This window comes from Paradesulfitobacterium ferrireducens, assembly GCF_017310645.1.
Taxonomy (GTDB): domain Bacteria; phylum Bacillota; class Desulfitobacteriia; order Desulfitobacteriales; family Desulfitobacteriaceae; genus Paradesulfitobacterium; species Paradesulfitobacterium ferrireducens.
In genome coordinates this window covers 118,076-143,147 of the sequence record NZ_JAFLRH010000019.1, presented here as the reverse complement: position 1 = coordinate 143,147, position 25,072 = coordinate 118,076, and the positions used below count along the sequence as shown (strand labels likewise).

Sequence of the window (25,072 nt, the reverse complement as noted above, 5' to 3'; positions counted from 1 at the left end):
ACAATCGAAACTAAGGGAATATGTTCTATTTTCTAGCTTTACCCGACATGTGCTCGATATTAATTTTGATGACCTTTGCTTTGTGTTCACTACTTTCTACATATTTCTTGCCTTTTTCTATATACTGACTGGCATATTTTTCTACAAACCCTAGAAGCGCTTCATGCTTCTCGTCACCATAAACTTCTACAATATTCCCAAATACTATTACACTCTGATACTTCATACTGAACTGTTCGGGAAGGGGTTCTGCCTCTCCAACAACACAAAATGATACTCCGTTGTTTTCCTCAATAATCTCGTGCTTATGCCCCTCCGATGCACCATGTAAATAAATAGAACCATTCATATATACGTAACTTAACGGTACTCCATAGGCATTTCCGCTTGGACTAGCTATTGATAGGATACCGTATTCTCCTTGCTCCAAAATCACAGTTGCAACAGCCTCATCTATTTTTCTATCTTCTCTTCTAAGCGACTTAATCATTTCATAATATCCCTTTCTTCTTACCACATTTATATTGATTACCGACAATTACAGATGTTGGATATTTACGTGATTGACTCAGCCTTCGGATAAATCTTTATACAAATCCGGACGTCTCGCCCCAAACAAATAGTTTATATGATCCGCCGGTTTTCCCTCACTGGCCGGATAATAAACTTCTTTTTGGCGCGCTAGGGAGAAATCAAGGTCTGCGTAAATAATGGTTTCATCCACATTATTGGCCTGGGCCAGCACTTCTCCATCCACACCATAGATGCTGCTGCGTCCGAGGAACTTGTATCCGCGTTCTTCACCCACCCGGTCAGAGGATAAAACAAAAACCCGGTTTTCATTGGCCCGTGTCGGAAGTAGAAAATCAACTTGAGCTGAGGCTGTAAGGGGCAAGTTGGTGATGTGCACCAAAATATCTGCTCCTTTCAGCGAAAGAATCCGCGACTGTTCCGGGAAACGGGCATCATAGCATACCAGCGGTCCGATTTTACCAAGCGAAGTTTCGATTAACTCGAACGTCTCAGTTCCGGCCTTGGTGAAATTATCCACTCCCAGAGTGGGTAAGTGCGCTTTCCGATAGTGCCCTTTTACTCCCTCAGGCCCAACGACTAAAAAGGTATTATAAATATCCTCCCTAAGCAGTTCTACAAAACCTACGATAACATAAACGTCCAATTGAGCGGCCAGTTTATGAAGCTGGGTTGTCCATTGATCTCCTATGACCAATGCCTTGGACCTTGCTTCCTCCTCACTGGCAAAACAATATCCCGTTAAGGAGCACTCAGGAAAGACAACTAACTTGGCTCCTTCTCGAGCCGCTTCTTGAACAAACGCCCGCGTTTGTTCAAGATTCAGCTCCAATTGTCCAATTTTAGGATCCATTTGAACCGCGGCAACCTTAACCAAAATCCTTTACCCCCATTTCTTTCCTCACTTTTTGATTAAACACTTTACCCTAAATAAGCTTCGATCACCCGCTCATCTTTTAACAAACTTTCTGAAGTTCCTGAAAGCTTAATTTCCCCCGTTTCCAGCACATAAGCCCTTTGCGCGATTTCCAAAGCCAGATGAGCATTCTGCTCAACTAAAAGAATCGTGATCCCCGTTTGACGTACTTTTTCAATGACATCAAATACCAGATCTACAATAAGAGGTGCCAAGCCGAGGGAAGGCTCATCCAGAATAATTAACTTCGGTTTGGAGAGCAAGGCCCGGCATAAAGCCAGCATCTGTTGTTCTCCTCCGGAGAGGGTGCCGGCCATCTGCTCTTTTCGTTCCTTCAAAATCGGAAACAGGGAAAACATTTCTTCATAATCCGTCTGTAACTGCTCTTTATCCTTACGCAAGTACGCACCGGCTTTGAGATTTTCCATCACCGTGAGATTGGTAAAAATACGCCTTCCCTCCGGAACATGAGCGATTCCCCGTCCTACAATGGCATCCGGAGATGCTTTTGTTATCTCTTCTCCTTCAAAAGTAATCGAACCTGTTTTAGGGCGGACAAGTCCGGAAATAGTTTTGAGTAAAGTTGATTTCCCGGCTCCGTTTGAACCGATCAGGGTGACAACTTCCCCCCGATGAACTTCTAGGGATATTCCTTTTAAGGCATTTACTTTTCCATAAGCTACACGTAAATTAGAGACTTTGAGCATTCTCATACCTCCTGCCCAAATATGCCTGAACAACACGAGGATTCTTCGTGACTTGGTCATAAGTTCCCTGGTCGATGAGTTGTCCAAAGTTTAGTACGGCTATTTCATCACAAACCCCTTTGACCAATTTCATATCATGCTCAATCAGAAGGACGGTTTTTCCTTCATCCCTGATGCGTTTAATCAAAGCCATAAGCTCGGAGGTTTCAACCGGATTGAGCCCGGCCGCCGGTTCATCTAAAAAAACCAATTCGGCACCGGTGGCAAGCGCTCTGATGATTTCCACTTTACGTTGGATGCCCTGTGGTAAATCCGATGCGATTTCATCTTTATATTGAGTCAAATGGTATTGCTCCAGTAGAGCATTTACCATTTGCTTAGCTTTTTGTTCTTGTGAACGATACTTAGGAGTAGAAAAGAATGCAGAAACAAAATTGTATTTAAGATGATAGTGTGTGGCAATCAGAATGTTTTCAAATACACTTTGCCCTTTTAAGAGGCGGATGTTTTGAAACGTCCGGGAAATTCCCAACTCGGTGATTTGATGGGTCGGAAGATGCGTAATGTCTTTTCCTTTAAAAAACATTTTGCCGGAAGTAGGTTTGTAGATCCCGGTCAATAGATTAAACATCGTAGTTTTTCCTGCACCGTTCGGACCGATTAAACCAAAAATCTGTCCGGGTTTAACCGAAATCGAGACTTTGTCCACGGCCACTACCCCTCCAAAATGAAGAGCTAAGTTTTCAGTTGCTAATATTGGTTGCGCCACGCTTGTTCCACCTCCCAAACAAACCCGCCATTTTGGCCAGTAAACCGCTTAATCCTTTAGGCGCAAATATAACCACGAACACGATTAAGACACCGTAAATAATCATCTGGTACTGGGCAAACGCTCTTAAATACTCAGACAAGACCGTGATAAACAAGCCACCCAATACTGAACCCAAGACGCTTCCAATCCCGCCAATCAAGAGCATCAACAGAATATTAATAGAAGCTGCCCCCTTGAAAGTCTCCGGACTCAAAAACAGGACATAATGGGCATATGCCGCCCCAGCAATGGCCGCAACCGCGGCGCTCCAAGCGAAGGCTGTCACTTTATAATAGGCAACATGAACTCCCATCGTACGGGCGGTAATCTCGTCGGCACGAATAGCGGATAAGGCCCTGCCCATTTTAGATTTATGCATCCGATTGGAAAGATATATAACCAAAATCACCAGCAGTAAGATCAGGAAATAGTAATCAATTTTTTGACTAAAATCGAGACCCGGTATACTTTCTGGCCGCGGAATGCCGCTTAAGCCCATTGGACCCCGGGTTACCTTAACCCAGTTGTTAATGATAAGATGCACTATTTCCCCAAACCCAAGAGTCGCTATCGCAAAAAAATGCCCTCGCAAACGCAAAACAGGATAACCCACTAATAAACCTGCCAACGCTGAGATCACGGCAGCTATGATACCTGCAATCCAAACCGGCAGCCCCTGCATTGAAAGCAAAGCGGATGCATAGGCTCCTATTCCGAAAAAAGCGGCATGTCCCAGTGATATCTGACCGGCAAACCCTGAAATGATATTTAAACTCAAGACGAGAATCACGTTAATTCCTGCCATGATCAGAATGTGGGTCAGATAATCATTAGACATGAAAAGTGGAAAACCAATACTAAAAAGTACTAGCAAAGCTAACAGTAAATTCTTTTTCATCTTACACCTTCTCCTGTACTTGTTTTCCGAATAGACCAGCTGGTTTTAAGAGTAAGACGAGAATCATAATGACAAAGGCAATGACATCTTTATACTCAGACGACCAGTATCCTGCCGCATACGTCTCAACTAACCCCAGAATAAAACCTCCGGCAATGGCACCGGTGATATTCCCTACCCCTCCCATTAAGACAACTACAAATGCTTTTACCGTTGCCATGACACCCATTGTGGGATATACACTAAAAATAGGGGCTAGCAGAGTGCCGGCCGAAGCCGCAAGGGAGGCTCCTATAGCGAAAGTGAACATGATAATGTTATTGGCCTTGATCCCCATAAGCTTAGCGACATCCATATCAAAGGCACACGCTCTCATGGCAATCCCAATTTTACTTTTCTGGATCACGTAATAAAGAAGAATAATTAAGAGAATAGAAACAAGAACCACGAATAAGCGCTGCTGGTTAATTCCAAGCCCACCAAAACTAATTTGCAAATTAGTGAACGGAGAAGGTAAATTTCTCGGGTCCGGTCCCCAAATCAACTGAACGGCATTCTGCAGAATAATCGATACTCCCAGCGAGCTGACCAATAAATTCACACGTTCGGAATTGCGCAAGGGATGGAAAGCCAGACGATGCATGATTACTCCAAGTATGGCCACCACCAACATGGAAACGGGAATTGCGACTAGATAGGATACGTGAAATACTTCCACAAGAGTAGTTGCTATAAAAGCTCCTGCCATTAACAATTCCCCGTGGGCAAAGTTCAACATATCAAGCATGCCAAATATCAGGGTTAAGCCTAAAGCAGTTAAGACATAACTGCTTCCCATAACCAAGCCGTTAATCGTTTGCTGTAAAAACTCTACCAATAGCAACAACCCCAATCTAAAAAGGATATAAATTTAATATTCAAGGTAACAAATGGCCCCTGGAATAGATTAGACCCCAGGGGCCATGCCAAGTGTTTATTTGGTATCTTTGTCTGAACCGATCGGTACGCGTTTGCCATCTGTAATTTTAACGAATACTAACCCTTTAGCGGCCTGTCCATTACTATCGAAAGTCGTAGGGCCACAAATCCCGGGCAGGTCTTTAATCTGGGTCATCGCCGCGCGAATCTTTTCCCTATCCCCGCCCCCGGCTTTATTGATAGCCTCGGCCAGAATATACACCGCCTCATAGGCATTCGCCGCATACATATCCGGATTGGAGCCATACTTCTTGTTATAATTGGCAACAAATTCTTTAGCTTGCGGGAAATATTTATCATCCGCTTCGAAGTAGCTGACATGAATCATTCCTTCAGCTGCACCCTCAGCTAGTTTAGGAAACGCGTCATTGGTAAAACCGCCTAGCCCTAACCATTGGGTTTTAATACCCAGGTCACGCGCTTGTTTGAGTATTTGGGCGCCTTCTGTGATTAAACCGGAAATAAAAATACCTTGGGCATTTAAGTTTTTAAGCTTTGTCAGTTGGGGATAAAAATCTTTATCGCCTTGATTGTAAAACTCAACAGCAATAATTTTGGCACCCAGTTCTTCCGCTTTCTTTTTATATTGATCCGCACCGGTCCGGCCGTAGTCTGTGTTTTCGGCCAAGATCGCTACATTCTTCAGATTCAGGGTGTTGGTTGCATATTTAGCAAGTTCCGGACCCTGGAAGTTATTGGGCATAAGATTTCTAAACATATAGGGATGTCCCGGTTCAGTAATGTTATCCGCAGTTGATCCAGGGGTTATTTGGACTACTTTTTCCCTCTCAGTGACAGCGCGCACTGCCAGCGTAACCGAAGAGTTAAAATCTCCAAGAATTGCAGAGACTTTATTTGAGGTAATCAATTTTTGGGCTGCATTAACCCCTTCCGCCGGAATGCCTTTGTCATCTTCGAATAATATTTCTAGTTTCTTACCATTCATCAGACCTTTGGCATTGATTTCTTCTTGAGCAAGCTCAATTCCTTGGCGAAAACTCTTCCCTTGATAAGCAGAGCCTCCTGTTAACGGGAAAACTGCCCCAACTGTGACTTTACTTTCTGATGTACCACCACTTGTTTGCGCGCCTTGGGATCCGCATCCTGTTAAAAATGTTCCTGTTAACAGCGATAGTACCAAAGCAGACCCTAAGATTTTAGTTTTTGTCTTTTTCAAACACAATCCCTCCTCAAGAATTTTTCAATTCAGAACATTTGCAAATTTGATGCCATCTTTTTTCCGGACATTTATCTTTTTTTGTAGAAAATTTGGGATAAAATACTTCTTTTTAGACAATTTTTCACCCGTTTGAATCGTTATTTTAAGAGTTGAAGCTAATTCGATTCATTGTATATCCCGGCTAAAATAATGCTCGCTGAATTTTCGAATCGACATCGATTCGGGGATGAACCTAAACAAAAGTTTCAAACTATTTTGATGAGCGCGATAAGATAAAATATTGTATAATACTTATATCCCATGGTCAGTATTGACTTATTGTCATCTACGGTAGTAAAAAAAGACCAAAGGAGGGTAAGGATGTTCCCTGAGAAAATCACTTTTGAGCAATTTCAGAAAATATTAAATGCCCTCTCAGACGGAGTATATATCTCGGATGCAACGGGTAATACCTTATGGCTCAATCGAATCAGTGAAAATATCGTTGGCAAAACCAATGCTGAAGTGGTCGGACGTAATGTTCGAGATTTAGAAGCCGAAGGAATATTTAACCCTTCCGTCACCCGTCTAACTTTGGATGCAGGGAAAACCATCAGTACCGTCCAATCTATGGATAACGGCCGTAAATATCTGGTAACAGGGAACCTGATTCGTGATGACCAGGGCAAAATCATCCTAGTTGTAGCCCAATCGCGCGATATAACGGAAGCTATCCGGACAACTGTACAGCTTGAAGAAGCGGAGGCACTATTACGACAGTACAGCCAAGAGATACGCGACCTAAAAAATAATCGGGATAAGGTTGATTATATTGATCAAATTGTCGGCCACAGCTCGTCATATCTCCCGGTGTTAGATCTGATCGAAAGAGTAAGCATGATCGACACCACCGTCCTCATCACGGGCGAGACCGGTGTCGGCAAGACCGTCCTGGCCAAGCGCATTCATGAGCTCAGCGACCGCCATGACAAACCGTTTGTTCATATTAATTGCGGGGCGATCGCTGAATCATTGATCGAATCAGAACTCTTCGGGTATAAGAAAGGAGCCTTTACCGGAGCCAATACCTCGGGCAAAATCGGACTCGTGAAATCAGCCGATGGCGGCACTTTATTTTTGGATGAAATCGGGGAGCTGCCCCTTCATCTCCAATCTAAACTGCTTCAGTTCTTACAGGAGAAAAAATTCATACCCGTCGGTGATACCCAAGTTCAAACAGCCGATGTGCGCATTATTGCGGCCACTAATTCCGACCTCAGTGACATGGTCAGCGCAGGGCGCTTCAGGCCGGATTTGTACTACCGCCTGAATATCGTGCCGATTGCCATTCCCCCTCTAAGGGAACGCCCTGAAGATGTATTTCCCCTGCTTTATCACTTCCTGACGAAATTTAACAAGCAGCACCGTCAAAACCGCCGTTTCTCAACGGAGGTTCTTGATCTCCTGCAAATGTATGATTGGCCGGGAAATATCCGGGAGCTTGAAAACTTGGTGGAACGCCTGGTCATCACCGCTAAAATGAATGAAATCTCCGTAACCGACCTGCCGGAAAGAATCCGCAAGCAGAAGCCCGCTGAAGAAAGATTAGTCAAGATGCTTGAGGGGGAATCCATGACCCAAATGCTCTGGCGGATTGAAAAGGAGCTCTTGGAAGAAGCCTACCGTATACACGGCAACACCCGCAAAACCGCCAATGCATTGGGTATCACCCAGTCTTTGCTTATGCGCCGGTTCAAACGGTACGGAATTCGTCCCCTAACGGAGTAACTTAATTCCTTTTTGAATTTTTAATAAGGCAAATAGGTATTTCAAGCCTAATATACGACTTTTCGCACCAATTTCTTTGACAACAATTCTGACAATTCGTACAATGTTAAAAAATGCGATTGTTGGAGGATAGGTAGGATGGTGCATAAAAAAACGATTATTGCGGCAGCAATCGCAGAGATTCGCGGCCGTATGACGGATAAAGAATTTGCCGAAGCGCTAGGAGAATTTACCCATGGGGAGCTTCACCCCAGCCCTACTACTATTCAAAAATATCGGACCGGTCAACGTCAACCGAATTATGAAGATTTTAGCCGCATCCTGGATTACGGCCGCAAAAATGATTTAATCTCCCCTATTACCGGGCAGAGGTTGGCAGATTTCTTCCATTTAACAGATTTGCGAGCGGATTTTGTAAAGCTCCAACAGGAGTTATTTATGCTCCAGGCGCAACTCGCTGAGGTCCAGGAACAAGCCTCAAACAGCGAAAATCATGATGAGGAGCCCATAACCCATGCTCCGGCACAGAAATCCAAGTTAAGTAAACCATTGGGAGATGTTATAAATATCCCTATCCTAGCTCAGATTCCATTTACCTATCCCCGTAAAATTGACGAAAACTGTGAAGGGTATGTCACCATGCCCCGCAGTATGCTTTCGGGGTCAGATTATTTCTTTCTCAAGATTTTTGGAGATGCCATGATGAATGCGGGAATTCATGATGGGGACTTAGTGTTGGTCCGTAGGACGGAAAGTGCGGAAGACGGTCAAACAGTCATCGCCAGGCTGAATGGCGTCGAACTGTGCAAAAGGTATTTCCGCACGGGTGTGGGCATAATTCTTTTGCCTGCAGATCACGATTTTGAACCCATTCAGTCTATTAATTTTCAACTGATCGGAGTCGTTGAGAAAGTAACCCGAAACCTGTAAACTTTCTTCCATATTGTACAGCTTTTCACTGGTAATTATAATATAATTCGTATTAACTACAGATAGAAAATAAAATCTAAGGGGGTATTGATATGCTAGAGTACTTTGAACAAATAGTTCCATTACTTGATCAGGCAACTTTTGGCAAAGGATCAATTGGCCTCTATGACCGGGAAAAATACCTAATTGTTACCCAGGGAACCAAATTAAAGATTCCACTTAAACCCGGAGACCCGATCGCTCCCGGTACCAGCTCCTATAATGTAATTCGGACCGGTAAACCCTATGTCGCGGAGGTAAATGCCCAGGCTTTAGGTATACCTTATTTCGCGGCCGCTTATCCAATCGTGGTCAACGGCGAAATCATCGGGGGCATGGTTGCAGCAGTACCCACCGAAATGAAAGATATCAGCGAGGAACTGCAAAATACCGCGGCTTCCCTTTCCGCAGCCATGCAGCAAATCTCAGCTTCGGTCGAAGAAATCGCCTCTTCCTCTCAGTATCTGGCCGGTGCCGGGAGGACACTCTCGGACTCTTCCCAAAATGTCAAGCGCAAGGCAGAGGAAACTGAAAAAGTAGTGCACTACATAGACTCCGTGGCTACCAACACCAAACTCCTGGGGCTTAATGCCTCCATTGAAGCAGCCCGGGCCGGGGAAGTCGGCCGTGGCTTCGGGGTCGTTGCCAATGAGATTCAGAAAATGGCCGTATCCAGTGCGGATTCTGCCAAAGAAATCCGTAATATTATTCAAGGAATTAGAGACCTAATCGGCGGTATGGTCACTAATCTTGATCAACTGAGCAGTAATACCAATGATGTCTCAGCCGCCATTCAGGAAATCGGCTCTTCCCTTTCATCCTTGATCCAAACAACGGAGCATCTAAGAGAACTTTCAGCCAAACTTTAACTTGCGTAGATAAAGACGGAGCGTCTAGAAGGCGGTCCGTTCTTTAATTCCATTGTCAGTTTATGTCATCCCGAGCACTCGTGTTCAAAATGATAGTATTCAGGCCTACCTAAAATGGCATAATATTACAAGCTGCAAAAAATCCAACATAAAGGAAGAGTTGAATGGCTGTACTATCATCAAGTGTCGAGTTTGTCCACAGTAAATCCCTGGTGGAAGTGGTTGAAATAACACTGGTTGAACAAAAACTTGAGGAGATTGCCCATAACGCCCAGGGGGTTATCCGGGATTCCTGCGCAAATTTAATCAATGCCGGGGGCAAGAGAGTGCGGCCCATGCTCACTCTTTTAAGCGCCATGTGTTTCGGCAGCATTAAGAACGAAACCATCCTGGCTGCGGTCGCTGCAGAGCTAATTCATATGGCTTCTCTCATTCATGACGACATAATTGACAACTCCCTAAGCCGCAGGGGCAAACCCACGGTCCAAGCCCTCCATGGCAACAAAGTTGCGGTACTCACAGGGGACTACCTGTTTGCCGAAGCTTTCCGAATCCTATCGGCTTCAAAACTCCAAGCAAGCATGAGCTTTTTGGTTACCGCGATTAAAGAAATGTGTGACGGTGAAGTCGATCAGGCGGCGGATCTGTTTATTCAAACCACTGATCCCGAAAAATATTTTAGCCGCATCGCCCAAAAAACCGGCATGCTTCTTTCTGCCTGCTGTCAATCGGGAGCTGCCGTTGCAGGGGCCAATAAGGAGCAAATAGAAAGTCTTAGGGTGTATGGACTTTATCTGGGTCAGGCTTATCAAATTATAGATGACATCATGGATTTTATCGGAAACCCGATAGACATTGGAAAACCGATCGGGCAAGACTTCCTTAGCGGCAACCTTACTTTGCCCGTCATCTATTTGCTTCAGGATTCACAGTACGATACATGGGTACAGGAATTAATCGCCCGCCGTAAAGTTAATAAAGCTTCCCTCAAAACCTTAGTTCAGGCACTCCTTCAATCCGGGAGCCTTCATCAGGCTTACCGTCTGGCCGTCGATTCAATCAAGCGGGCCCAAGAATCCTTAGCCGCCATCCCGGAGGGGCATGCCAAAAAAGCTCTGCTATGGCTGGCAGAGCAAGTGATTCAAACTAATCAGCTTCAAATAGAGTTGGAAGACTGCAAAGTAAATTCGGATTGCAGCGAACTGGCATCTATATGATATGGTGGCGGCGCAATTCCAGACACATTCGATGCAAAATCCGCACTCCTGCGCCGTTGGCACTGAGCAAAGCTTTACTGATACTATGTATCTCAAATTGCGTGGTTTTCGGATCAGAGAGATAGAGTGCCAATAAGCCCTGAATGACTGTACGATGAAAACCGGGATAACCTAAGTGCTCCGCTTCTGCCAATGAATTGACTAAGAAAAGTTTCAGCCTATCCCTCATCTCATCAGGGTTTTGATAATAGGCTACAAAGTTCAACTGATTGCTTTCCCTATCTTCAGTTAGGTCGATAAAATAGTCCAGTAAAATATGTAATCCGCAGATCCAAGGGAAGTATCCATCCTTCATCTTGCGGATCTGAGATGCCGAAATACTTTGATCACAAGCGGCTGCCGTCAGGCAGAAAACCCCAAGGGTTGAACCGGTTGCCGCTGCAAATTCCCAGATAGATATTTCCGGATAGCGCTGCAAGTGCGGCTCAATCCAATCCCACATTTTCTGCTCGCGCACGGCATCGTCTAAATGTTTATAGGTCTGAAGCTTGGCATAATGGCTTGCCAACCACATAATCTCCGTTTTAATATGGTTGTATGCGGGTACGGAACTCATGTGGATTTGGCATGTTCTCACTAACGAAGCTAAGTAACCACCATCCTCCCGATAAGGGTAGAAAAGATAATAATCCGATAAGTCCGCTTGGGGATCCAAAGCCTCGGTCATGGCCAGATGGAGCTGGGCAAATGCTTGCTCATCCCGAACCTCCAGGCTGTCTACTAAATTGTCCAGATAATCGCTGATCGTCTGATAGGCAACAATAAACTCAAGCGTTTTCTTAGAATTCACTCCGGGGTAAAGGGCATAGATGCTCCCGCCTTGACAATGAAATGCTTTCATTTTAATGCTGGCCAAGGCCTGCTCACGCAGCCGCTGTTCCGGTATACTCTCCGCTGCCAGTTGCCAGCGGGCGAGTTCTTTTTTTACCAGGGGCAAAATCTCTTTCACAAAACTAAAAATCAGGATGGGGTTGCTGGTTGCCCCGGCCACCCTTTCTTCACTCACGGACATTTGAAGGCTCCTTTATCTAGGCTGACGCAATTACTCTGGAGTATTAGTTACGAAAGTACTCCTTCATCCAGAGTCAGCAGACAACTGACTACTGAATTCTGACTACTGACTCCTGAATACTACTTTATCATTATAGCTTATTCTTTCCAGGTTTAAGATTATTACACAATCGGCCTTAAAACCAGAGCGTATAGTACGAAATTAAGGATACGATAACAGAAGCTCCGAACATCGCGGCAAACGGCTTAAGCGCCCGGGCGCGCAGGCTGGACAAGTGGACATTAAACCCGAGCGCGACCATGGCTGCCGCTAATAAAAAGGAGGCCGCAACGGAAATGTCATTGAGCAGAGTTTTTGGCAGGGGCAAGTAAGTGCCGATTAAACTGGTGAGAATGAATCCAAGCAAAAACCAGGGAAAAGGCGCGCTTTGTGCCCCTTCAGCCGTTCCCTTGCGCCGCATCCATAAGGATAATAGAATGCTCAGAGGAACCAAAAGAAATACCCGGCCCAGTTTAGCCAAAAGCCCAAGGGCCAGGGCATCCTGCCCGGCTGGTGCGGCGGCGGCAGCGACATGGGCGATTTCGTGCAAGCTAATCCCGCTCCACACCCCATATAACTCAGGCGTCAGGGGAAGATACGCACGCAAAAACGAATAAACAACCGCAAAAACAGTCCCAGTTAGGGCTATAATTCCAACACCGATGGCAGTATCTTCATCACTGGCTTTAATAATCGGGGAAACTGCGGCGATGGCTGCCGCCCCGCAAACCCCGGTGCCTACTCCCAGAAGGAATGACAAATTATGCTCTGCTTTCACTAGTCTGGCAAAAATCATGGTTAGGATGACGGCGGCAATAATGGTAATAAACCCGTGTACTAAGAGCATACCCCCTTTATGGATGACAATATCAATATTCAGCTTAAAGCCATAGAGAATGATGGCGATGCGTAAGAGTCTACGCCCGGAAAACTGGATGCCCGTACGCATACTCTCCGGATAACCTATCGTATTCCGAAAAATCACTGCAATTAAAATCGCGGACAACATCGGCCCTAAGCGGTTAAATACCGGCAAATAGGCCAGTCCTGTCCCAATTCCTGCAATCACGAGAGTAAACAGCAAACCAAACAGGAAATCCGGACTTAACCATTTATTTCTCAATCCAGTCATTTCTTCACCCACCTCTTCGAACTTTAAGCGTGATCACTGTTTTGCTCCGCGCTTTCATTTTGATAAACAGATTATATAGATCCAGCCCAAGGTAAGACAATACAAATTACTAATTGTGCCAATAAGAAAAATAAATAAGGAGTAAAGTGGACGGGAGGAAAGAAGATTGGTTGAATCCCTCAGAGTATATGTCACCGTGGTGGATAAAAAAAGTTTCTCGCGGGCTGCCGATGAACTCTTCATTTCTCAACCGAGTGTCAGCCTTCATATCAGAAATCTGGAAAAAGAGTTCAACACCAAACTCTTAAATCGCTCCCCAAAACAGGTGGAGCCCACTGAATCAGGACATATTCTCTACAAACAGTCCAAACAGATCCTGCATCTTTATGATCAAGTCAAAGAAGAGATTGATGAACTGAGGCATGTGGTTAAAGGAACTTTAAAAATCGGCGCCAGCTTTACCATAGGAGAATATTTTCTTCCCCGCCTGATGGCAGAATTCGCCGCCCAATACCCTTATGTAGAAATTGAAGTCATCATCGCAAATACTGAAGAAGTTATTCAGGCCTTGCGGGCCAACCAATTAAACCTAGGGCTGGTAGAAGGGAAAGTAAGTCAGACTGATGTTTTGATCGAGCCGTTTATGGAAGATGAGATGATTTTGGTCGTTCCTCCGAAGCACCCTCTGGCCGGGCAACTCGAAGTGAAGCCGGAACATTTGCACGATCAGGTGTGGATTTTAAGAGAGCAAGGTTCCGGGACACGCATGTTCAGTGACGAAGTCATTAGGGATTATCAATTGAGGGTTAAACGCACTTTTGTCTTTAGCAGCAGCCAGGGAGTGAAAGAAACGGTAGCGGCCGGTCTGGGGATTGCGCTGGTATCCCGCCTGATTGTCCAGCGTGAACTGGCTACCGGGGAATTAAGAGGATTAAATATCACAGGTAAACGCAGCACCCGCCGCTTTGTCCTGATTAGCTTGCCGACAGCCGCGCAGACAAAAGCCATTGAAGTTTTCAAAGAAAAAACGTTTTCTTATCAATGGGAAAACTAAATATAAACCGGATGTATGACATCCCTCCTTTTTACGCACTCTAAAACTATGCGCCCAAACTTTACCGTAAAAAGGAGGATCTCGTGTGAACACACAACAACCACCCCAACTTACAACCAAGAATCTGATGATTCTCAGCGATCAGCTGGGAGCCGAAGCCTTACTCGTACACAAATATACTCAAGCGGCCCAGGGAGTCACTGACCCTGCGGTTCAATCCCAATTAAACTCAGCAGCGGATCAGCACCGCCAGCACTATCAAACACTCCTGGCTTACCTCAATTCGCACCAATAACCGCTAAAGTACCAAAGATAATTAGTTAAGTCTACTAAGAGCAAATGCAAATAAGAAGATTCTGGACCGTCATTAGGAAATGCAATGAAAAAAGATGAATGAAAGGGTGAATGATATTGGCACCTCAACAAGCGCAGCAAACAGCGCAAACTCAAGCCCAACCTCTAACCGAACAAGAAATCCTCACCGATCTTTTGGCGACAGAAAAGCATATGACCTCAGCCTACAACACCTTTATTACGGAAACAACTTGTGCGAATTTACGGCAGCAATTAAAAAACATCCTGGCTGATGAACAAATGATTCATGAGAATATTTACAATGTAATAAACCAAAAAGGTTGGTATACTCCCAGTGACGCACCCGCTAAAGAAGTCCAGCAATTAAAGGATAAATATAATCCGATGCAGGTATAGTTTTAACCGGTGCAAAAACAAAAAAGCCGCCTACCCTGTTCAGAGAAAAGGCAGGCGGTGAAAGAGAAGGTATATTAGACCCTGCCAAGGGAATCTAATAACTAAGAAAAGATAAGCGATTGAGAATTAGGCTGAAATAAAAAATGGCCATGGAACAGGCAGCACTTCCCTGCCAGACCTCCATGGTCATTGTTATTTTATAAATTTTAGTTCTGGCTTACATTAAGATATTATTCTACATCCGGTCTTGATTTCCTTCTAGCGTTTGAATTTAATTTAACAGTTTTTTGACTCACGAATTAAATCGTAATCACCTTTTCCGATTCTGTCATAGTTTCCACGATCTCCAACATATTTGAGACTTCACCAACCGCTATTTGATCCTTAATTCCGTAATAATCCAGGCATGTCTGACAGGCCAAAAGCCTGACCCCTTGAGCCTGGAGATTCTGCAAGGCGACCAAAGCCGGATAATCCGGCAGAAGCAGTTTAACCCCGCGTTCAACGAAAAGAATATGCGTGGGCTTGGGATAGGCTTGAACTAATTTCAGCAAAAAATTCTTCATCAGCGTTTGACCTAATTCCTCATCCTGACTCCCGATTTTGTCTGAAGTAATAAAATAAACTAAATCAGCCATTCTTAAGCCCCTTCCTACTGAATATTCCTCCCAGGCAAAATAATATCACTATATAGTTATAATGTAAATAATTTTTTTATTATAAAATCGCTCCTTTATAAAGCGAAAGGACTGTTTGATCAGAGGTCAGAACAGTCCCGTTATGCATAGCCACCCTATAGAATTCTTCATTAATATCTGTGGAAGCTCTTAATATTTACTCCATAAATTTGCCGGTATCCCGCACATCATAGCCTCCCAGAGCCAGGACGTCCTCCTGAAACTCCTTACTCCGGATCACAGCCAGCATATTTTGAAGGCGTTCATCCTCAAGGTAGGCCCCTGGAATGGCCAAGTCATAGCGTTCTTCCCCAATGGGGACGAAATCCAGACCGAGCGTGGCCGCAGCGCTTTGGATTCCAAGCCCTGCATCGGCTGAACCGGAAGCAACCGCGACCGCGACTCCTAAGTGGGTGAATTCTTCCCAGTCATACCCGTTAATCTGGTCCTTAGCAATCCCTTGTTTCTCTAAGAGATAATCAAGCAAAACCCGGGTCCCTGAACCTCCCTGGCGATTGACAAAGCAGATGTCCTCACGGGCTAAGTCTTTCAGATTCTTAAGTCCACGCGGGTTTCCTTTCGGTACAATTAAGCCTTGCGTGCGGTAAACCAAATTCAAAAGCCTGACATCCTGCCCGGGGAGAAAGCGGGCAAGATAGGAGCGGTTATAATCTCCGGTGGCAGGGTCAAGCAAGTGTACTCCGGCAAAATGAGCCTCCTGCTTGCGCAGGGCCAAAAGTCCCGCTAAACTTCCCACATGGGCTGAGGCAACCGCTCCGCCCCGGCCGTGGAGCCGCAAATGGCTTGTCAGCAAGTCGAGCGTAAGGTCATGGGAGCCAATCCCGATTAAAGTATGCTCCAACTCCGAAAGAGGACGCAAAAGTTCAACCTGGACTTTGTCCCCATCATGATACCCTTCTTCAAGGCGCGGGATGCGAATGAAGCCGTCAGCGCGCACCAGGCTCATGGTGACACCGGCTCCCCGGCTGATCGGCGCCGCAATCCAGCGCCCGCCGACTCGCCCGATTTTTACCCGTACAAATTCTTCCGAGCCCAGACTGGAATACAGTTTCTTGGTTAAAACCGCCTCTACTCTGGAGGCAGAATCCGGATCCAGACCCTGCAGGTGTTTCACCCACGGTTCGAGAAAAAGGCGGGCGGTTACATACGCTGAGACGGGATAGCCCGGAATCCCAATGGCCGGCTTGCCCTTGATAGCTCCCAAAATCACCGGCTTGCCCGGTTTGATCGCAACCCCATGAACCAAAAGCTTTCCATACTTTTCAATGATGCGGGCGGTATAATCATCCCGTCCCTGGGAGGAACCGGCGATAAATACCAGCATATCTTGGGACTCTGCCATCTCCAACAGGGCTGCTTCCAGCTCTTCCAGCCTATCCGGAGTGATGGGCCAAATCTTGCTTGTTCCTCCCCATTCTTCAACTAGGGAAGCCAAGACTGTGGAATTGCTGTCCGCGATATCCCCCGGCCCCAAATCACTTTCAGGTGAACGGATCTCATCCCCGGTCGGCAATATTCCCACCCGCGGCTTTCTGCGCACTTCTACCTCAAGCACCCCGGAGGCCAGCAAAGCGCCTTGGTCCTGTGGGCGGATCCGGTGATTAATTGGAAGAATCACTTCCCCGGCTACAATATCCTCCCCTACCGGACGGACATTGTCCCCCGGGGCCACCGGACTTTGCACCAGGATACCGTCTTTATTCTCTTCTAATATTTCTTCAATCATTATCACGGCATCCATTCCGGAAGGCATTGCATCCCCGGTGTCAACCTGAACCGCTTCTCCGCCAAACTTGAGCCAACGCGGCTGCCGTTCAGAAATGCCGAAAGTATCCCGGGCCCGGATCGCGTACCCGTCCATGGCTGCGGCGGGATAGTGGGGAGAGCTCCGGCGTGCATGCACGGTTTCACCGGTAATCCGCCCTAAAGCCTGACGCACATCCACCGTCTCATTTAGAGGTTTGCATGTATCCAGAAGGCTTTCAAACATCAGCTCCAACGCTTCCTGCCAAGCTTTGTTATTCAAGTATATCCCTTTGTCCATCACACCCACCTCAGCTATTCCAGCGTAAAAGCTGAATCTTTACCCTTTCCCCTGCCTGTATCCCTTCAACTTCCAAAGGCACATGAACCAGCGCGTCCGCCAAAACCATGGTACGGATTAAGCCTGATTTTCCGCGCACCGGTTCCGCAATCCACTCTCCGTCACGCTCATTTAGACGCACCCGCACAAACTCATCCCTGCCGCTGCCGGAATGAAGGTTTTGCGATAAGACAGATTCCGGCCAAGGTCTGGACTCCTGGCGCAGCCAGCTCCCACTGAGCCAGGGTTCAATCATCCCGGCGAAAACAACCATAGCGGAGGCCGGGTGCCCGGGAAGCCCGAAAATAAGCTTCCCGCGAACCACTCCCCCTATGGTAGGCTTCCCGGGACGCAAAGCCAGTCCATGGAACAAGAGACCCGGCTCTCCCAATTCATCAATTAATTGGGCTGTGAAATCACGGGCCCCGACTGAACTACCGCCTGAGAGCAATACCAGGTCATTTTCCTCAAGCATTGTTTCCAACCGGACTCTCATCACGGCGGCATCATCTCCAACAATCCCATAATATTTAACAACGGCTCCGGCGGCCTGAGCCTGCCCGTAGAGAGTATAGCCGTTAATATCCCTGGTCTGGGCCGGCAAGGGATTGCTTTCAGGTGAAATAATCTCATCCCCTGTCGAAAGAATACCAACTTTGAGCCGTTGAATCACCGGTACCTCAGCAATTCCCAGCGCCGCCAAAAGCCCCATCTCCTGAGGGCGAATCTTTGTAAAACGCTTGAGAATGATCTCCCCGGCTTCCAGGTCTTCCCCGATGTCGATCAGATTTTCACCCGGGGCTACGGGTCTGGTTACTCCATACAACCCCCCGCCGAAGTCATCCAGATGTTCAACCATCACGACCGCATCGGCTCCGTCCGGAAGCATCCCCCCCGTCGGAATCAGCATCCCTTGACCCCGTGCGATTTCTCCGGCGGGAGCTTGTCCCATATGTATTTCCCCATGCACCTGCACCAGAGACGGCAGGCTTTCCCCAGCGCCAAAGGTATCGGCCGCTCTGACCGCCAGACCGTCCACCGTGGACTTCCGGAAATGCGGCAGGGGGGCAGGCGCAGGAATATCGACACTGATTAAACGACCCAGGCTCTCAAGCAAAGGCACTGTCTCACGACGGTTAAAGAAAGGCTCGGCATACGGCTTAAGCATGCTAAACGCTTCTTCCAGGGTTTTAACGGCAAATAGCTCATCCTTCTGTCCCATCCTATGAACCCCTTCTATATTTCTAGATCTGCAAGTAAAACTTCTCAAATTCCATGGCAAGGAGGTCGACTTGAAGCCAGGCATGCCTTAATACCGATTCTTTTCCCAGAAGAGTTTTTACCGCTTCGGCCACGGCCAGGCTGGCTACTACTGCCGGGGTAAACGGCGGGTTCCCCAGCACGGTTTCCACTCCCCGCTCCCCTTGTCCGAATAAGCGGGCCACGCTTTGGTCCCCGGGGAAGCTCACCCCTACCAAACCGTACCAGCCTGCAATCCCGGCAAAAACCAAAGGGAGGTTCAGGGCATGGCAGCTGCGCTCCAATTCCAGACGAGCAGGAATCGAGTCAAGCGCATCACAAACCACGTCCGCTCCTGTAAGCAAAGTCTGTGCTTTTTCTTCCTTAAACCAGTCCTGAAAAAGCTCCAGTTTTACCTCAGAGTTCACTTCGCGCAAGCGCTTGCCTGCAGACTCAACTTTTGGCGTTCCAACCACCTTCTCGGTGGCAAAAAGCTGACGGTTCAGGTTGCTCTCTTCAATTCGATCCCCGTCAATTAGAATTAACCGTCCAATCCCCAGCCGGGCTAATTCTTCCGCAATATATCCTCCCAGCCCTCCACAGCCGATGACAGCAACCGTAGACGCTTGAATTTTAGTCTGATTTTCAGGAGAAATGGTTTGAGCATTGCGGCGGTAACGGTCAGGAAAACGGCTCATCTTAGCCACCCCCTACCGGAGGAAAGAGTGCCATCACATCTCCATCCTGAAGCACTTGCCCAAGAGCAGCATCCTTTCCGTTCACGAGCTGGATTGATACTTCCTCCGGCTTTATCTTAAGCCTGGACAAAACCTCCGCGACCGTGGCCCCCGGTGCGAGCTCCCATTCCTCAGATTTGAAGCGACCTTCCCGGAAGGTCGCAAACAGTTTGATTAAGACACGCATAGGTATCCCCCTTTTCTTGGGACAAACCAAGTTTTCTTTAGGAAAAGTTATGCCTTGCATCCAGTATAGCAAACTAAGAACAGAAATCCAAACCGCTCACCGGCTTTTCCATAAACCAGATCCTTTTTCCCCGGTCACTGCATTATAAATCGCCCGCTAATCATCCAAACCCCAGGCAAAATTTCAATGTGCAAAGCCACCTTTTGCTAAAAAATAAACGGCCCTTTCATGATAAAGAGCCGTCGCATGATTCCTTCATAGGTACCCAGGGTTTCTACTAATATTACTCTTTGGTGGTATCTTTAGTTGCCGTCTTAACCTCTTCCTTACCGCCGGTTTCTCCTTCGGTTGCGGATTTGAATTCTTTTATTCCTTTACCCAAGGCCTTACCCAATTCCGGCAATTTACCCGGTCCAAAAATCACTAGGGCAATTACAAGTAAAATTACTGCAACTGTAGGAGTTACAAATCCAAAAGTTACTAGCATTTTCGTCCACCTCCAATGTCATCACTATAACATATTTTTTCCTTAACTGTCCATTGAAAAACGTTTCTAAGACTTAAGTTAGTTCATGAATTCACTAGTTCTATGCTAGCTTAACTAAGACAAACTTGCAATATCTTTTTCAAAAATTAATTAATGGCAAATAATGCAAAATAGATTTTCTCAATTGTTAGCGCCTACGGCGATAGTATCCACTGGCACTGGAACTATCGGACGTAGGCACCGTACAAGCAAGTTGAACCTCTATTCATTGCTGTCAAACAGTTCTTCATACCCTAAATACAATTGCCAGATTACAGTCCATAACTCATCTTCCGCTTCAATTACTTTCAGTCCCAGTTCATAGGCTTCCCTGCGCCCTATAGGATAACCATGAGAAAAATAGCCCTCCGTTAAAGCTTCTGTCACAAACGGAACCTTTTCCGGAGAATCTTTCAACATATAACGGGAAAGTAAAGCTTCTGCATACTGGCGCGAAGCTTTTAAGGTCTTTTCATAATCCCCGATCAGCCAGGGATCCAGCTTGTTTAATATCGGGGTACTAATGAAGGTCGCAATTTCCGAGTCCGGACTGTTGCTAATCGAGCGCTGCAAATACTCTATACAATACCGTACCGCCTGAACCGGAACCCACAAATCTTTATAAACCGGGTGTTTTACCAAAGGGTCAATGGGACCGAGCTCAGACAGTGGGCCCATAACAACCTCATCTGCCCCCAGAACCAACATGGATGCAGCCGATTTGGCTACGAAAGGAACAATCACAGCAAATTCCTGGCAAAATTCTCGAATAAGGGATACTACTTTGAACGGCGTGTCTACTGCCCCTCCAAAGCTATGCAATACTAAATCAATTTTAGGCGTAGGGCCGATTTCTTTCAGCTGTTGGTAGAGCGGCACCAGAATTCGGTCATCGAGCGGGGTATAAGAAAAGTATACTAAAACCTTAGAGTGGCGCAATTGTTCTAACCGTTCGAGTAAAGCAAACCTGTCCTCGGCATTCACCCGATTCCCTCCCAGTCAAATGTATATTCCAGTTTATTCCATAAACCAGGAAGGAGTGCCGAAAACATACTTCTTTATAAATTTTAGGGTAAAATGCCTTGCATAAATCGTTTATATACTGGGTAATTGCACGCTTATTCCGGATTTTGTGTGGCAATCCGTACAATAATTTACCCCACCCAGACCTTGTTTTTCATGACACGGATAACACTGTTTCGCCGGCTGCTGATTATTTTTGACTGCAAAGGTATGCCCATTGCTGCCTGTGAGCCATTGTTCACGTGGGATCGAACTATGGGGGTTGGTTGGGTCATGCTGCTGGGACAAGATGATGACAGCAGCCAGCGCCGCTAACAGAGCGAGAGTAATTAGACTTCGCAAAACCTGTTTACGCGCCATTGCCCCGAACCTCCTTAAAGTTTCTTCATAACCTCACGCGCCTTTTCGAGAGTAAAGTCAATGTCATCGGCCGTATGGGCGGTCGAGAGGAAAACGGCTTCATATTGACTGGCGGCCAGATAGATGCCCCGTTCAAGCATTCCGCGGAAATAACGGCCAAAACGCTCCGTATCCGATGTACAGGCACTGGCATAATCTTTTACCGGGGTTTCCGTGAAAAATGCTGAGAACATAGCCCCGGCCGCATTGACCCACAGCGGGAACCCGGCTTCGGCTGCAACCGCCTTAAGCCCCTCAGCCAAGCGGTTGGTATTCTCTTCTAGAGCTTCATAGGTACCGGGCTTTTGCAGAAGCTTAATGGTAGCAAGTCCGGCCGTCATGGCCAAGGGGTTGCCCGATAGGGTTCCCGCCTGATATACCGAACCGCTGGGCGCAATCTGTTCCATAAAGCGGCGTTTTCCGCCATACGCTGCGACCGGTAGTCCTCCGCCAATCACTTTTCCGAGACAGGTTAAATCCGGATCGATCCCAAAACGGCCTTGTGCTCCTCCGTAGCTCACCCGGAATCCGGTCATGACTTCGTCAAATATTAAGAGCGCTCCATACTCTGTAGTTAAAGTCCTTATCCCTTCGAGAAAACCGGGTTCAGGTAAGACTACCCCCATGTTCCCGGTCACCGGTTCCAAGATGACGGCCGCAATTTCCTCCCCTTCTTTGCGGAAAAGCTCTCTCAACCCTTCCAGATCATTAAAAGCGGCCGAAATCGTGGTGGCTGCCGTCTGGGCAGGCACCCCCGGCGAATCAGGAACACCCAGAGTTAAGGCTCCACTCCCTGCCTTAATTAACAAAGCGTCTGAATGCCCATGGTAACATCCTTCAAATTTTACGATTTTTGTCCTTCCGGTCACAGCCCGTGCCAGGCGTAAAGCGCTCATGGTGGCTTCTGTCCCCGAGTTCACCATCCGGATCATATCCATGGAGGGATAGGCTTTCAAGACCTCCGTGGCTAGTTCAGTCTCGATTTCAGTCGGCGCTCCATAACTGGTTCCGCGCTCAGCCGCTTTCTGAATGGCTGCAACCACTTGCGGATGAGCATGTCCCACAATTAAAGGACCCCAGGAGCCGATATAATCTATGTAGCTGTTGCCATCGATATCCCATAGGCGGGAGCCTGCTCCCCGTTCGATAAAGACCGGGTCACGTCCAACGGATTTGAAAGCCCGTACCGGAGAATTAACCCCTCCGGGGATGACCTCTTTAGCTTGTGCAAAGGCTTGGCGACTTTTATCATCATGATAAGACATAAAATGTACCTCCCATTCCGAATTCTGAATTCTGAATTCTGACTACTCGATAAAGTACTTCATACTGCTTTTCTTCAATTCTTTCAAACTGTAGAGGGCATCATACCGGGTAACGCCGGTCGCGCGCGCAATCTTAGCCATAACTTGGCGGCATTCTTCCTCGGATTGCCCGTGGATCATGGTAAAAACATTATAAGGCCAGTCAGGCAAAGAGGGACGTTCATAACAATGGCTCACCTCCGGGAAACCCGACATGATCGCTCCGACTTGTTCGACTCTTTCCGGCTCCACTTGCCAGACACCCATGGCATTACTGACAAACCCCGCCTTCTGATGGCGCAGGACCGCCCCCAAGCGGCGGATCACACCGGCTTGGAGCAGTTTACAGGTGTGCTCCAGCACCCCCTCTTCGCCCTCACCCAACTCTGCAGCCAGAGTTTGAAAGGGAGCCAAGTCCTGCGGAAGATCCTCCTGCAAAAGCCTGATGAGGGCAATATCTTCTTCCGTTACGGGATAAGGCTGCTTAAGAAAAGTACCTGGGTTGTCATGGCAACCACCCTCGATAGAATGAAAATTACCGGTATAGGTATTACTCGAATTAAAGTCACCAAAATTAAAGTCTACGTTAATCTTAAATAAGCGAATGGCAGGAAGACTATAGATTTCCCGAACTCGGCTTTCTTCTTTTACGGCCTTTAGAATTTCTTCCGCTTTTTCTAAAGATGGGGCAATCAAGGTAAACCACATATTATAGGTATGAGCGCGCAGGTAATTGTGCGTCACTCCGGTAATCTCGGCTAAAATTCGTGTCAAAACCGGAATCTTTTCTTCCGGAACTTTGGCCGCACATAACGTACTATAATATCCCAGCCGGTGGGAATCCAAAATAGCACCCAATCTTCTGATATATCCTTGGGTACGCATCTCCCGGAGACGATGATAGGCTTCAATTTCCGCAATCCCGACCTTTGCCCCTATGGCCGAATAAGGACGGGATACCACCGGAAACCGGCGTTGAACCAAGTTGAGGATGGCCTTATCAACAGAGTCCAAGCTTAAACCCCCTTCCGGCCATGGTAAAGACACCACGGCTCTTCGGCCATATAATCACCCTCATGATAATAAGCAGCCCGTGCCCGGCAGCCGCCGCAAATCTTTTTATACTGGCAGGAGCCGCACCCGCCTTTGTAATCAAGTGTACGCAAGGTTTGGAACACTTCGTGGCTGTGCCAGATTTCATCAAACGGGGTCTCCCGCACATCTCCCAGCGGAATATTGAGATAAGCACAAGGCTGAACCTGGCCTTTGGGCCCGATAATGCAATAGTGAGTGCCCGCTAGGCAGCCCCGGCCGAAACGCACATCCACTCCCACTTCTTTGGCAATTCTCATAAACTGAGGAGCACAGGTCGGTTTAAGTTCAATCGGCACGCTCTGCTGTTTCATCATGATGCGGCGAAGTATATCCTCATAAGCCTCGGCACGCAGGGACTCCTCTTCGATGCTTACCGCCCTTCCGGTCGGAACCAGGAAAAAGAAATGATGAGCCACTGCACCTTCCGCCACCGCAAAATCTGTGATGTTTTCAACCTCGTTTGCGTTCCAATCCATAACGGTGGTATGAATCTGGAACGGAAGCCCCACTTCCCGGCAATTGCGCATGCCCCGGACCGCTTCCTCCCAGGCGCCGGGATACTTGCGAAAGCTGTCATGCTTCTCTTGATCGAGGGAATCGAGGGAAATGCCCATACCCATCGCCCCGGCATCTTTCAGCTTTTGGGCCAGGTCAAGGGTCAACAACGTGCCGTTTGTCCCAAACACCGGACGCAGACCCAGAGATTTTGCATACGCTACCAGCTCGACAATATCCGGACGCAAAAGCGGTTCTCCTCCGCTGAAAATCATAATTTTGAATCCGGCCTTCGCAATCTGCTCCAGCAAAGTTTTGGCTTCGGCTGTACTTAACTCTTCACTGGCCTTGACTCCCGCATCCCGGTAACAGTGGTCACAATACATATTACAGGCATTGGTTGTATTCCAAGAAACAATCATGACTAACTTCCCC

The 25,072-nt window shown here is 47.0% G+C and carries 27 protein-coding genes; 7 read left to right on the top strand and 20 right to left on the bottom strand.

The genetic code is table 11. The features are described 5' to 3' along the window. Positions 1-25 precede the first annotated feature (25 nt). The 7 genes from J0X21_RS08005 to J0X21_RS07975 all read right to left on the bottom strand — a co-directional run bounded on the left by J0X21_RS08005 (position 26) and on the right by J0X21_RS07975 (position 6,018). Positions 26-490: a pyridoxamine 5'-phosphate oxidase family protein gene (locus J0X21_RS08005; RefSeq protein WP_206811672.1), complete on the bottom strand. Its 465-nt coding sequence runs from the start codon at positions 488-490 to the stop codon at positions 26-28. 78 nt (positions 491-568) lie between these two features. Continuing rightward, positions 569-1,408: a carbon-nitrogen hydrolase family protein gene (locus tag J0X21_RS08000; protein WP_206811671.1), complete on the bottom strand. Its 840-nt coding sequence runs from the start codon at positions 1,406-1,408 to the stop codon at positions 569-571. A gap of 44 nt (positions 1,409-1,452) precedes the next feature. Continuing rightward, the gene (locus tag J0X21_RS07995) at positions 1,453-2,154 is read right to left on the bottom strand and encodes an ABC transporter ATP-binding protein (RefSeq protein WP_206811670.1); all 702 of its coding nucleotides are present in this window, start codon (positions 2,152-2,154) and stop codon (positions 1,453-1,455) included. After that, a complete protein-coding gene (locus J0X21_RS07990) occupies positions 2,138-2,923 on the bottom strand; it encodes an ABC transporter ATP-binding protein (protein WP_206811669.1) in 786 nt (261 codons plus the stop codon). The genes J0X21_RS07995 and J0X21_RS07990 overlap by 17 nt, the downstream gene beginning before the upstream one ends. Further along, positions 2,898-3,863 carry a branched-chain amino acid ABC transporter permease gene (locus J0X21_RS07985; protein ID WP_206811668.1) on the bottom strand — a complete coding sequence of 322 codons (966 nt, stop codon included), beginning with the start codon at positions 3,861-3,863 and terminating at the stop codon, positions 2,898-2,900. The genes J0X21_RS07990 and J0X21_RS07985 overlap by 26 nt, the downstream gene beginning before the upstream one ends. A 1-nt stretch (position 3,864) precedes the next feature. After that, a complete protein-coding gene (locus tag J0X21_RS07980; protein WP_206811667.1) occupies positions 3,865-4,740 on the bottom strand; it encodes a branched-chain amino acid ABC transporter permease in 876 nt (291 codons plus the stop codon). Between the two features lie 96 nt (positions 4,741-4,836). Next, positions 4,837-6,018 carry an ABC transporter substrate-binding protein gene (locus tag J0X21_RS07975; RefSeq protein ID WP_206811666.1) on the bottom strand — a complete coding sequence of 394 codons (1,182 nt, stop codon included), beginning with the start codon at positions 6,016-6,018 and terminating at the stop codon, positions 4,837-4,839. A 363-nt stretch (positions 6,019-6,381) separates the two neighbouring features. Here J0X21_RS07975 and J0X21_RS07970 point away from each other — a divergent pair, with 363 nt between their 5' ends. From J0X21_RS07970 to J0X21_RS07955, 4 genes are all read left to right on the top strand, one after another. After that, complete coding sequence (locus J0X21_RS07970) at positions 6,382-7,788, top strand: sigma-54 interaction domain-containing protein (protein WP_206811665.1); 1,407 nt, start codon at positions 6,382-6,384, stop codon at positions 7,786-7,788. 138 nt (positions 7,789-7,926) lie between these two features. Beyond that, positions 7,927-8,718 (top strand): LexA family protein, encoded by a 792-nt coding sequence (locus J0X21_RS07965; protein WP_206811664.1) that lies wholly within the window; start codon positions 7,927-7,929, stop codon positions 8,716-8,718. 92 nt (positions 8,719-8,810) lie between these two features. Next, the gene (locus J0X21_RS07960; RefSeq protein ID WP_206811663.1) at positions 8,811-9,626 is read left to right on the top strand and encodes a methyl-accepting chemotaxis protein; all 816 of its coding nucleotides are present in this window, start codon (positions 8,811-8,813) and stop codon (positions 9,624-9,626) included. A 164-nt stretch (positions 9,627-9,790) separates the two neighbouring features. Next, positions 9,791-10,843 (top strand): polyprenyl synthetase family protein, encoded by a 1,053-nt coding sequence (locus tag J0X21_RS07955; RefSeq protein WP_206811662.1) that lies wholly within the window; start codon positions 9,791-9,793, stop codon positions 10,841-10,843. On the opposite strand, the gene J0X21_RS07950 is transcribed toward J0X21_RS07955, so the two are convergent. Together J0X21_RS07950 and J0X21_RS07945 are read right to left on the bottom strand one after the other, a co-directional pair. After that, a complete protein-coding gene (locus tag J0X21_RS07950; protein WP_206811661.1) occupies positions 10,836-11,915 on the bottom strand; it encodes a tetraprenyl-beta-curcumene synthase family protein in 1,080 nt (359 codons plus the stop codon). The genes J0X21_RS07955 and J0X21_RS07950 overlap by 8 nt on opposite strands. Positions 11,916-12,090: 175 nt before the next feature. Then, the gene (locus tag J0X21_RS07945) at positions 12,091-13,086 is read right to left on the bottom strand and encodes a YeiH family protein (RefSeq protein ID WP_206811660.1); all 996 of its coding nucleotides are present in this window, start codon (positions 13,084-13,086) and stop codon (positions 12,091-12,093) included. Positions 13,087-13,252: 166 nt separating this feature from the next. Here J0X21_RS07945 and J0X21_RS07940 point away from each other — a divergent pair, with 166 nt between their 5' ends. From J0X21_RS07940 to J0X21_RS07930, 3 genes are all read left to right on the top strand, one after another. Continuing rightward, complete coding sequence (locus tag J0X21_RS07940) at positions 13,253-14,140, top strand: LysR family transcriptional regulator (protein ID WP_206811659.1); 888 nt, start codon at positions 13,253-13,255, stop codon at positions 14,138-14,140. Between the two features lie 85 nt (positions 14,141-14,225). Continuing rightward, positions 14,226-14,435, top strand: coding sequence for a ferritin family protein (locus J0X21_RS07935; RefSeq protein ID WP_206811658.1), 210 nt, complete (start codon positions 14,226-14,228; stop codon positions 14,433-14,435). A gap of 116 nt (positions 14,436-14,551) precedes the next feature. Continuing rightward, positions 14,552-14,851 (top strand): spore coat protein, encoded by a 300-nt coding sequence (locus J0X21_RS07930; protein WP_236006141.1) that lies wholly within the window; start codon positions 14,552-14,554, stop codon positions 14,849-14,851. A gap of 299 nt (positions 14,852-15,150) precedes the next feature. On the opposite strand, the gene yedF is transcribed toward J0X21_RS07930, so the two are convergent. The 11 genes from yedF to nirJ2 all read right to left on the bottom strand — a co-directional run bounded on the left by yedF (position 15,151) and on the right by nirJ2 (position 25,059). Beyond that, positions 15,151-15,489, bottom strand: coding sequence for a sulfurtransferase-like selenium metabolism protein YedF (yedF, locus tag J0X21_RS07925; protein ID WP_206811656.1), 339 nt, complete (start codon positions 15,487-15,489; stop codon positions 15,151-15,153). Positions 15,490-15,685: 196 nt separating this feature from the next. After that, positions 15,686-17,593, bottom strand: a complete 1,908-nt coding sequence (locus J0X21_RS07920) for a molybdopterin biosynthesis protein (RefSeq protein WP_206811655.1) — start codon at positions 17,591-17,593, stop codon at positions 15,686-15,688. Positions 17,594-17,603: 10 nt separating this feature from the next. Beyond that, positions 17,604-18,854: a molybdopterin molybdotransferase MoeA gene (locus J0X21_RS07915; RefSeq protein ID WP_206811654.1), complete on the bottom strand. Its 1,251-nt coding sequence runs from the start codon at positions 18,852-18,854 to the stop codon at positions 17,604-17,606. Positions 18,855-18,876: 22 nt separating this feature from the next. Continuing rightward, positions 18,877-19,569, bottom strand: a complete 693-nt coding sequence (locus J0X21_RS07910; RefSeq protein WP_206811653.1) for a HesA/MoeB/ThiF family protein — start codon at positions 19,567-19,569, stop codon at positions 18,877-18,879. Position 19,570: 1 nt separating this feature from the next. After that, positions 19,571-19,795, bottom strand: a complete 225-nt coding sequence (locus J0X21_RS07905) for a MoaD/ThiS family protein (protein WP_206811652.1) — start codon at positions 19,793-19,795, stop codon at positions 19,571-19,573. Between the two features lie 283 nt (positions 19,796-20,078). After that, positions 20,079-20,282, bottom strand: coding sequence for a twin-arginine translocase TatA/TatE family subunit (gene tatA, locus J0X21_RS07900; RefSeq protein ID WP_206811651.1), 204 nt, complete (start codon positions 20,280-20,282; stop codon positions 20,079-20,081). Positions 20,283-20,543: 261 nt separating this feature from the next. After that, on the bottom strand, positions 20,544-21,305 hold the full coding sequence (locus J0X21_RS07895; protein WP_206811650.1) for an SDH family Clp fold serine proteinase: 762 nt from the start codon (positions 21,303-21,305) through the stop codon (positions 20,544-20,546). Between the two features lie 111 nt (positions 21,306-21,416). Next, complete coding sequence (locus J0X21_RS07890) at positions 21,417-21,704, bottom strand: hypothetical protein (RefSeq protein ID WP_206811649.1); 288 nt, start codon at positions 21,702-21,704, stop codon at positions 21,417-21,419. Positions 21,705-21,718: 14 nt separating this feature from the next. Next, complete coding sequence (gene hemL, locus J0X21_RS07885; protein ID WP_206811648.1) at positions 21,719-23,008, bottom strand: glutamate-1-semialdehyde 2,1-aminomutase; 1,290 nt, start codon at positions 23,006-23,008, stop codon at positions 21,719-21,721. A gap of 42 nt (positions 23,009-23,050) precedes the next feature. Next, a complete protein-coding gene (ahbB, locus tag J0X21_RS07880) occupies positions 23,051-24,061 on the bottom strand; it encodes a siroheme decarboxylase subunit beta (protein WP_206811647.1) in 1,011 nt (336 codons plus the stop codon). 2 nt (positions 24,062-24,063) lie between these two features. Then, positions 24,064-25,059 carry a putative heme d1 biosynthesis radical SAM protein NirJ2 gene (gene nirJ2, locus J0X21_RS07875; protein WP_206811646.1) on the bottom strand — a complete coding sequence of 332 codons (996 nt, stop codon included), beginning with the start codon at positions 25,057-25,059 and terminating at the stop codon, positions 24,064-24,066. Positions 25,060-25,072: the final 13 nt, after the last annotated feature.

What these genes read in the sequence shown, in the direction of transcription:
- J0X21_RS08005 (WP_206811672.1), bottom strand. Translation starts at nt 490, where the DNA reads ATGATTAAGTCGCTTAGAAGAGAAGATAGAAAAATAGATGAGGCTGTT.
- J0X21_RS07995 (WP_206811670.1), bottom strand. Translation starts at nt 2,154, where the DNA reads ATGCTCAAAGTCTCTAATTTACGTGTAGCTTATGGAAAAGTAAATGCC.
- J0X21_RS07985 (WP_206811668.1), bottom strand. Translation starts at nt 3,863, where the DNA reads ATGAAAAAGAATTTACTGTTAGCTTTGCTAGTACTTTTTAGTATTGGT.
- J0X21_RS07970 (WP_206811665.1), top strand. Translation starts at nt 6,382, where the DNA reads ATGTTCCCTGAGAAAATCACTTTTGAGCAATTTCAGAAAATATTAAAT.
- J0X21_RS07965 (WP_206811664.1), top strand. Translation starts at nt 7,927, where the DNA reads ATGGTGCATAAAAAAACGATTATTGCGGCAGCAATCGCAGAGATTCGC.
- J0X21_RS07960 (WP_206811663.1), top strand. Translation starts at nt 8,811, where the DNA reads ATGCTAGAGTACTTTGAACAAATAGTTCCATTACTTGATCAGGCAACT.
- J0X21_RS07955 (WP_206811662.1), top strand. Translation starts at nt 9,791, where the DNA reads ATGGCTGTACTATCATCAAGTGTCGAGTTTGTCCACAGTAAATCCCTG.
- J0X21_RS07950 (WP_206811661.1), bottom strand. Translation starts at nt 11,915, where the DNA reads ATGTCCGTGAGTGAAGAAAGGGTGGCCGGGGCAACCAGCAACCCCATC.
- J0X21_RS07945 (WP_206811660.1), bottom strand. Translation starts at nt 13,086, where the DNA reads ATGACTGGATTGAGAAATAAATGGTTAAGTCCGGATTTCCTGTTTGGT.
- yedF (WP_206811656.1), bottom strand. Translation starts at nt 15,489, where the DNA reads ATGGCTGATTTAGTTTATTTTATTACTTCAGACAAAATCGGGAGTCAG.
- J0X21_RS07920 (WP_206811655.1), bottom strand. Translation starts at nt 17,593, where the DNA reads ATGGACAAAGGGATATACTTGAATAACAAAGCTTGGCAGGAAGCGTTG.
- J0X21_RS07915 (WP_206811654.1), bottom strand. Translation starts at nt 18,854, where the DNA reads ATGGGACAGAAGGATGAGCTATTTGCCGTTAAAACCCTGGAAGAAGCG.
- J0X21_RS07910 (WP_206811653.1), bottom strand. Translation starts at nt 19,569, where the DNA reads ATGAGCCGTTTTCCTGACCGTTACCGCCGCAATGCTCAAACCATTTCT.
- J0X21_RS07905 (WP_206811652.1), bottom strand. Translation starts at nt 19,795, where the DNA reads ATGCGTGTCTTAATCAAACTGTTTGCGACCTTCCGGGAAGGTCGCTTC.
- tatA (WP_206811651.1), bottom strand. Translation starts at nt 20,282, where the DNA reads ATGCTAGTAACTTTTGGATTTGTAACTCCTACAGTTGCAGTAATTTTA.
- J0X21_RS07890 (WP_206811649.1), bottom strand. Translation starts at nt 21,704, where the DNA reads ATGGCGCGTAAACAGGTTTTGCGAAGTCTAATTACTCTCGCTCTGTTA.
- hemL (WP_206811648.1), bottom strand. Translation starts at nt 23,008, where the DNA reads ATGTCTTATCATGATGATAAAAGTCGCCAAGCCTTTGCACAAGCTAAA.
- nirJ2 (WP_206811646.1), bottom strand. Translation starts at nt 25,059, where the DNA reads ATGATTGTTTCTTGGAATACAACCAATGCCTGTAATATGTATTGTGAC.